We start from the raw sequence: 5,768 nt of genomic DNA, 5'->3' as shown, positions 1-5,768 counted from the left end.
GGTCTCCCCCTCCCCGTAGACCTTGTTCAGGCCGGTGGCTCGGGCGGCCGCCAGGCCGGTGCGGACGGCGGTTGCGGTCGGCGTGGTCACGGGGGGCTCCTTGTGCTCGTGGACTTGTACCTCCATGCTCCGCGACGTGATCATGGTCTTGCGTCGCTCCGCCGGACGGTTGGCCCTACCACCGCTGGGCGTACGGGAGGGCTGGACCCTCCTCCTGCGGTATGACGTGAACCCTGAGGCGGCGGGATGGCCGGAACGGATATCCTTCGTGGCCGAATCCCGGACAGTTCGTCAGATGGCAAGGAAACATGACAACTTCCGGGGCAGGGAACATGCGAAAGAGTGAGCCGGGCGACTAGGCTCAGGGTGGTTTCGCAAGAGCCCGGATGGTGGAACGCAGACACGGGCAGCTTAAAACTGCTTGGCCGCGAGGCCGTGCCGGTTCGAGTCCGGCTCCGGGCACCGACAACCGCGGGGGCGCCGACGGCGTCCCCGCCGGTCGTTGTTCACCGGATCCTCCTCGCGGCGTATCCCGGAATTTTTGCCAAGCCATTACCCTTGTACACGGGCGGTGCAGTGCCGCCACGGAGGGAATGAGCAATGAGAAGCAGCAACCCGGTCTTCTCGCGGGAGGGGTCCTTCACCCGCGACTCCGGCTACGCGGGGTTCGGTACCACCGCGCAGGCCGGGAGCCCGTACGGCCAGAACGCGCACGGTCAGAACCCCTACGCGGGTACGCCCTACGCCCAGCAGCCGCAGGGCCAGGCCCCCATGACCGACGAGCAGCTCTACGAGCTGTACAACGGGCCGTCGGCCGGCCCGGCGGCCACCGGGCGGATGACGCTGGACGACGTGGTCGCCCGCACCGCCATGACGCTGCTGACGCTGGTCGTCGCCGGCGCGGTGGCCTGGTTCGCGCTGCCGTTCGAGAACTTCGGCTTCGCGATCGCCGCCAGCCTGGTGGCCATGGTCGTCGGCCTGGTGGTCTCCTTCAAGCGCAGCGTCAGCCCGCCGCTGATCCTCACCTACGCGGCCCTCCAGGGCTTCGCGATGGGCGCCGTCTCGCACGCCTTCAACACCTGGCTGAACGGCATCGTGATCCAGGCGGTCCTGGGTACGGCGGCGGTCTTCGCGGCGATGCTGTTCGCCTACAAGAGCGGAAAGATCCGGGTCACCGCGCGCTACCAGCGGATCGGCATCGCGATCGCGCTGGGCTTCGTGCTGCTGATGCTGGTCAACATGGTCGCGATGGCCTTCGGCGCCGACATGGGCCTGCGCTCCGGCCCGCTGGGCATCGTGGTCGGCCTGATCGGCATCGGCCTGGGCGCCTTCTTCCTGTCGCTGGACTTCGCGTCGATCGAGGAGGCCATCGCCCAGGGCGCGCCGCAGCGGGAGTCCTGGCGGGCCGCCTTCGGGCTGACCCTGTCGCTGGTCTGGATCTACATGGAGATGCTGCGGCTGATCGCGATCCTGCGCGGCGACGACTGACGGTCCCTTCCTTCGTGAACCACTGCCGCCGGGCCCCGGAGCGACTCGCTCCGGGGCCCGGCGGCTTTTCGCCTAGGCTCGCTGCCATGCATGACGTAGCGCCCCTGGACGTGGATCCCCTGGTCGAAGCCGCCGAGTCCCTGGCGGATCGTTTCCGCTCGCTGCCGCAGAGCAAGCTGCTGGGCGCCGTGCCCGGGTACGGGTCGCGGGCGGCGGCCGCGCTGGAGCTGGCCCGGCGGCTGGTCGCGCTGACGGCGGCGGTGGAGGGCGGCCCGCGGCGGGAGTTCCCGGACGCCGGGGCCTTCGCGGCGGGGGACCAGCTGGCCGTCGCCGCCCACGACCTGGCGGCCGCGCTCGCGGCGCTGCCGGAGGGCGCGGAGGTGGCGCTCCCGGACGGGCCGGTGGCGGCGGCCGAGGTGCTGGCCGGGGCGGTGGCCGCGGTGCGGGAGACGGCGGCGCTCTGCGGCTGAGGCCCCGGGACGCGTACACGCCGAAGGCCGGCCGGGTCGGTAACCCCGTGACCCGGCCGGCCTTCGGTGCGCCGCGCGCTGGTGATCCCGCGATCAGGTGAGCCGGTGTCAGATGCTGGCGACCACCCGGTCGGCGAGCACGTAGACGGCCTCCTCGTCGGTGGAGAAGGTCAGCGAGTACGAGCCGGAGAAGCGCGAGCCGCCGAGCAGTCGGACGTGCTCACCGGCACGGACCGCGTCGATCAGCCGGTAGGCGGCCTCCCGGTCGCCCGGGGCCACGCAGAGGGTGGTGCCGTCGGCGAAGGCGTACACGTCCAGGGTGCCCAGCGGGCCGGGGCGGACGTCGATCAGGGCGACGGCCTCCTCGGCGAGGGCGGCCAGCCGGGTGTCGGTCCATTCCCGGGACGGCGCCTGGCTGGGCACGAAGTCGGGGTGCGAGGGGTGGCGGCGCGGGTCGGGCGCGGCGACCGGGGCCTCCTCGACGGCCTGATCGGCGTCCAGCAGCCCGGCCTCCAGGCCGGTGGCCAGCAGGTCGGCCTCGCGGCGGGCCCGGGCGTCCTTGGTCTCGCCGGCCGGGTGGCCGGGGCGCAGCGGGACGCCGCCCTCGGTGCCGGGCTCGGCCGGGGCGGTGCCGCCCTCGTTGATCAGGTCCTCCAGCGCGGAGCGCAGCGCCTCGCCGAACTCCGGGTCCATCGTCCCGGCGTTGTCGACGGCGTCCTGCGGGCCGGTGGGGCGGGGGAAGAACAGCGGCCACTCGTCGGTGCCGGAGAGCGCGCCGGAGAACGGGGAGTCGAACAGCGGGGCGTCCTCGGCCGCGCGGGCCTCCTGCTCGGCCCAGAACGCCCGGGCCTCGGTGATCTCCCGCTCGCGGTCGGCGGCGAGCGCCTCGGCGACGGCCCGGCGTATCGCGGCCTCGTCCACCGGGGCGGGCTCGGCCGGGGCCGCGGCCTGCGCGTCCAGTCGGCGGGAGAGTCCGCGGAGGTGGAGCAGCACGGCGGTCGACACGGCGATCAGGATCAGCAGCAGGATGGTGTAGACGGCGCTCACGGAACGTACTCCTAGCGAGGAGCGGAACGGGGTTACGTGTCCACACTGCCGCATGCGGGGCTGTTACCGCAGTGGCGAATGTCCAATTCGTCCAGGACTTTCGCTCTTGTCCCCAAATTGTTAGGTAACACCGTTCTACGCAGTGGAGTTGATCCGCTCCGCAGTGTCGATTTCCGGGTCGAAAACGAACGAAAAGAGGGCCGGATCGACCTCGCGGTGTGATTCGGCCCTCAATTACGCTGCGTCACTCCAAATGGGTGGTCCAGACCCTTCGGAGGGTGTCCCGAGGGTCAGCTCAGGCGCTCGACGACCATCGCCATGCCCTGGCCGCCGCCGACGCACATGGTCTCCAGGCCGAACTGCTTGTCGTGCCACTGCAGGGAGTTGATCAGGGTGGTGGTGATCCGGGCGCCGGTCATGCCGAAGGGGTGGCCGATCGCGATCGCGCCGCCGTTGACGTTCAGCTTGTCCAGGTCGACGCCGAGGTCACGGTAGGAGGGGATCACCTGGGCCGCGAAGGCCTCGTTGATCTCGACCAGGTCGATGTCGTCGATGGTCAGGCCGGCCCGCTTGAGCGCCTGCCGGGAGGCCTCGACCGGGCCGTAGCCCATGATCTCGGGGGAGAGCGCGCTGACGCCGGTGGAGACCACCCGGGCGAGCGGGGTGATGCCGAGCTCGCGGGCCTTGGTGTCGGACATGATGACCAGCGCGGCCGCGCCGTCGTTCAGCGGGCAGCAGTTACCGGCCGTCACGGTGCCGTCCGGGCGGAACACCGGCTTCAGGCCGGACACGCCCTCCAGGGTGACGCCGGCGCGCGGGCCGTCGTCCTTGCTGACCACGGTGCCGTCCGGGAGCGTCACCGGGGTGATCTCGCGCTCCCAGAAGCCGGACTCGATGGCGGCCTCGGCGAGGTTCTGCGAGCGGACGCCGAACTCGTCCTGCTCGGCGCGGGTGATGCCCTTGAGCGCGGCCAGGTTCTCGGCGGTCTGGCCCATCGCGATGTAGGCGTCCGGCAGCAGGCCGTCCTCGCGCGGGTCGTGCCACGCGCCGCCGCCCTCCTCCGCACGCTTCTTGGTGCGCGCCTGGGCCTCGTCGAAGACCGGGTTCATGGTGCCCGGCATGCCGTCCGAGGTGCCGTTCACGCTGCGGGAGACGGTCTCCACGCCGGCCGAGACGAACACGTCGCCCTCGCCCGCCCTGATCGCGTGCAGCGCCATCCGCGTGGTCTGCAGCGAGGAGGAGCAGTAGCGGGTGATGGTCGCGCCGGGCAGGTAGTCCATGCCCATCTGGACGGCCACGATGCGGGCCAGGTTGTGGCCCTGCTCGCCGCCGGGCAGGCCGCAGCCCAGCATCAGGTCGTCGATCTGGCGGGGGTCGAGCTGGGGCACCTTGGCCAGGGCGGCCTGGATGACGTGGGCGGTCAGGTCGTCCGGGCGGACGTCCTTGAGCGAGCCCTTGAAGGCCCGGCCGATCGGCGAACGGGCAGCGCTGACGATGACGGCTTCGGGCATGGCGGGCTCCTCGCTGGGTGACGGCGGACCTGGCGTCCGGGAGGAAAGTTACCGCCTGGTAGGTCAGTCGTCACCCGCACCAGCGTGTGAGCTGGCCGACGTATTCCCAGGGGCTCCGCCGGCGCGCGGACCGGCTTCCTTCCCGCTCTCCGGGCCGGTCGGGCCGATCCGCAGCCGGTGCCTCAGCTGGGCCCAGCGGCGGCCCGCGCCCTCCGCCGCCACGGCCGTCACCTCGGTGCCCTCCCGCCCGGCCGCCGCGGCGGCCGCGACCGCGACGGGCAGCACCGCGGCGCCCCGGACGGCCGTGGCCGGGCGGTCCTCCTGGGGCCAGAGCCCCAGCACGGCGCAGACCGAGGGCAGCACGGCCATCGCGGCGGTCGCGTAGCCCTGGGCGGAGGGGTGGTAGCGGTCGGCGGCGAACATCTCGGGGCGCGCGGCGAACTCCGGGCCCAGCAGCGAGCCCAGCGAGACCGTCCGGCCGCCGGCCTCCACCACCGCGATGGTCTGCGCGGCGGCCAGCTGCCGGCTCAGCCGGCGGGCCACCCAGCGCAGCGGCGGCCGCACCGGCTTGATCGTGCCGAGGTCCGGGCAGGTTCCCACGACCACCTCGCAGCCGTTGGCGCGCAGGGCGGCGACGGCCTCGCCGAGCTGGCGGACGGCCAGTTGGGCCGGGCTGTGCCGGGTCACGTCGTTGGCGCCGACCATGATCACGGCGACGTCCGGGCGGTGCGGCAGCGCCTGCTCCAGCTGGCCGGAGAGGTCGGCGGAGCGGCCTCCGGAGCGGGCCACGTTGACCAGCCGGACCGGGCGCTCGGCCACCGAGGCGAGGCCCGCGGCCAGCAGCGCGCCCGGCGTCTCGCCGGAGCGGGCCACGCCGAGGCCGGCGCCGGTGGAGTCGCCGAGGACGGCCAGCACGAGCGGGGGCTGCGGGGCGGCGGAGCGGTCGGCGAAGGCCTCGCCGTAGACGCCGTCGGCCCTGGGCGGGTGGGTCTCCAGGACGCCGATGGCCTGGATCGCGAGTTTGCTCTCGGTCAGCAGCAGGCCGACCAGGCCCACCCCGAGCAGGCCGAGCCCGCCGCCGCCGTACGCCGCCGCGGTGGCGATCCGGCGGGCCACCCGGGCCCGCGAGTGCTGCGCCCCTGGCATCCCGGTGCCCCCTTCCCGTGCTCCTGCCGGCCCCTCCGGGCCACGGCAATGCCTGCACAGCGCTCTTACCCGCGCGGGGGCCGGGAGTACCGGGGGCGCCGGTGGG

At 73.2% G+C, this 5,768-nt stretch carries 5 protein-coding genes and 1 tRNA gene; 3 read left to right on the top strand and 3 right to left on the bottom strand.

The window, feature by feature from the left end; genetic code table 11:
* Positions 1-380: 380 nt before the first annotated feature.
* From ACIQOV_RS24205 to ACIQOV_RS24195, 3 genes are all read left to right on the top strand, one after another.
* A tRNA-Leu gene (locus ACIQOV_RS24205) sits at positions 381-462 on the top strand.
* A gap of 138 nt (positions 463-600) precedes the next feature.
* Positions 601-1,488, top strand: coding sequence for a Bax inhibitor-1/YccA family protein (locus ACIQOV_RS24200; RefSeq protein ID WP_359914059.1), 888 nt, complete (start codon positions 601-603; stop codon positions 1,486-1,488).
* A gap of 86 nt (positions 1,489-1,574) precedes the next feature.
* Positions 1,575-1,958, top strand: a complete 384-nt coding sequence (locus ACIQOV_RS24195; protein WP_380548731.1) for a hypothetical protein — start codon at positions 1,575-1,577, stop codon at positions 1,956-1,958.
* Between the two features lie 108 nt (positions 1,959-2,066).
* On the opposite strand, the gene ACIQOV_RS24190 is transcribed toward ACIQOV_RS24195, so the two are convergent.
* The 3 genes from ACIQOV_RS24190 to ACIQOV_RS24180 form a co-directional block, all read right to left on the bottom strand.
* Complete coding sequence (locus ACIQOV_RS24190) at positions 2,067-3,005, bottom strand: hypothetical protein (protein ID WP_401051653.1); 939 nt, start codon at positions 3,003-3,005, stop codon at positions 2,067-2,069.
* A 290-nt stretch (positions 3,006-3,295) separates the two neighbouring features.
* Positions 3,296-4,516: an acetyl-CoA C-acetyltransferase gene (locus ACIQOV_RS24185; protein WP_380548736.1), complete on the bottom strand. Its 1,221-nt coding sequence runs from the start codon at positions 4,514-4,516 to the stop codon at positions 3,296-3,298.
* Positions 4,517-4,579: 63 nt separating this feature from the next.
* Entirely contained in the window at positions 4,580-5,662 is a 1,083-nt protein-coding gene (locus ACIQOV_RS24180; RefSeq protein ID WP_401051650.1) for an SGNH/GDSL hydrolase family protein, read from the bottom strand.
* Positions 5,663-5,768: the final 106 nt, after the last annotated feature.

It is taken from the genome of Kitasatospora sp. NPDC091257 (genome assembly GCF_044757675.1).
Classification (GTDB): domain Bacteria; phylum Actinomycetota; class Actinomycetes; order Streptomycetales; family Streptomycetaceae; genus Kitasatospora; species Kitasatospora lactacystinica.
The sequence above is the reverse complement of the archived record's forward strand: the minus strand, read 5'-3'. Positions and strand labels throughout refer to the sequence as shown.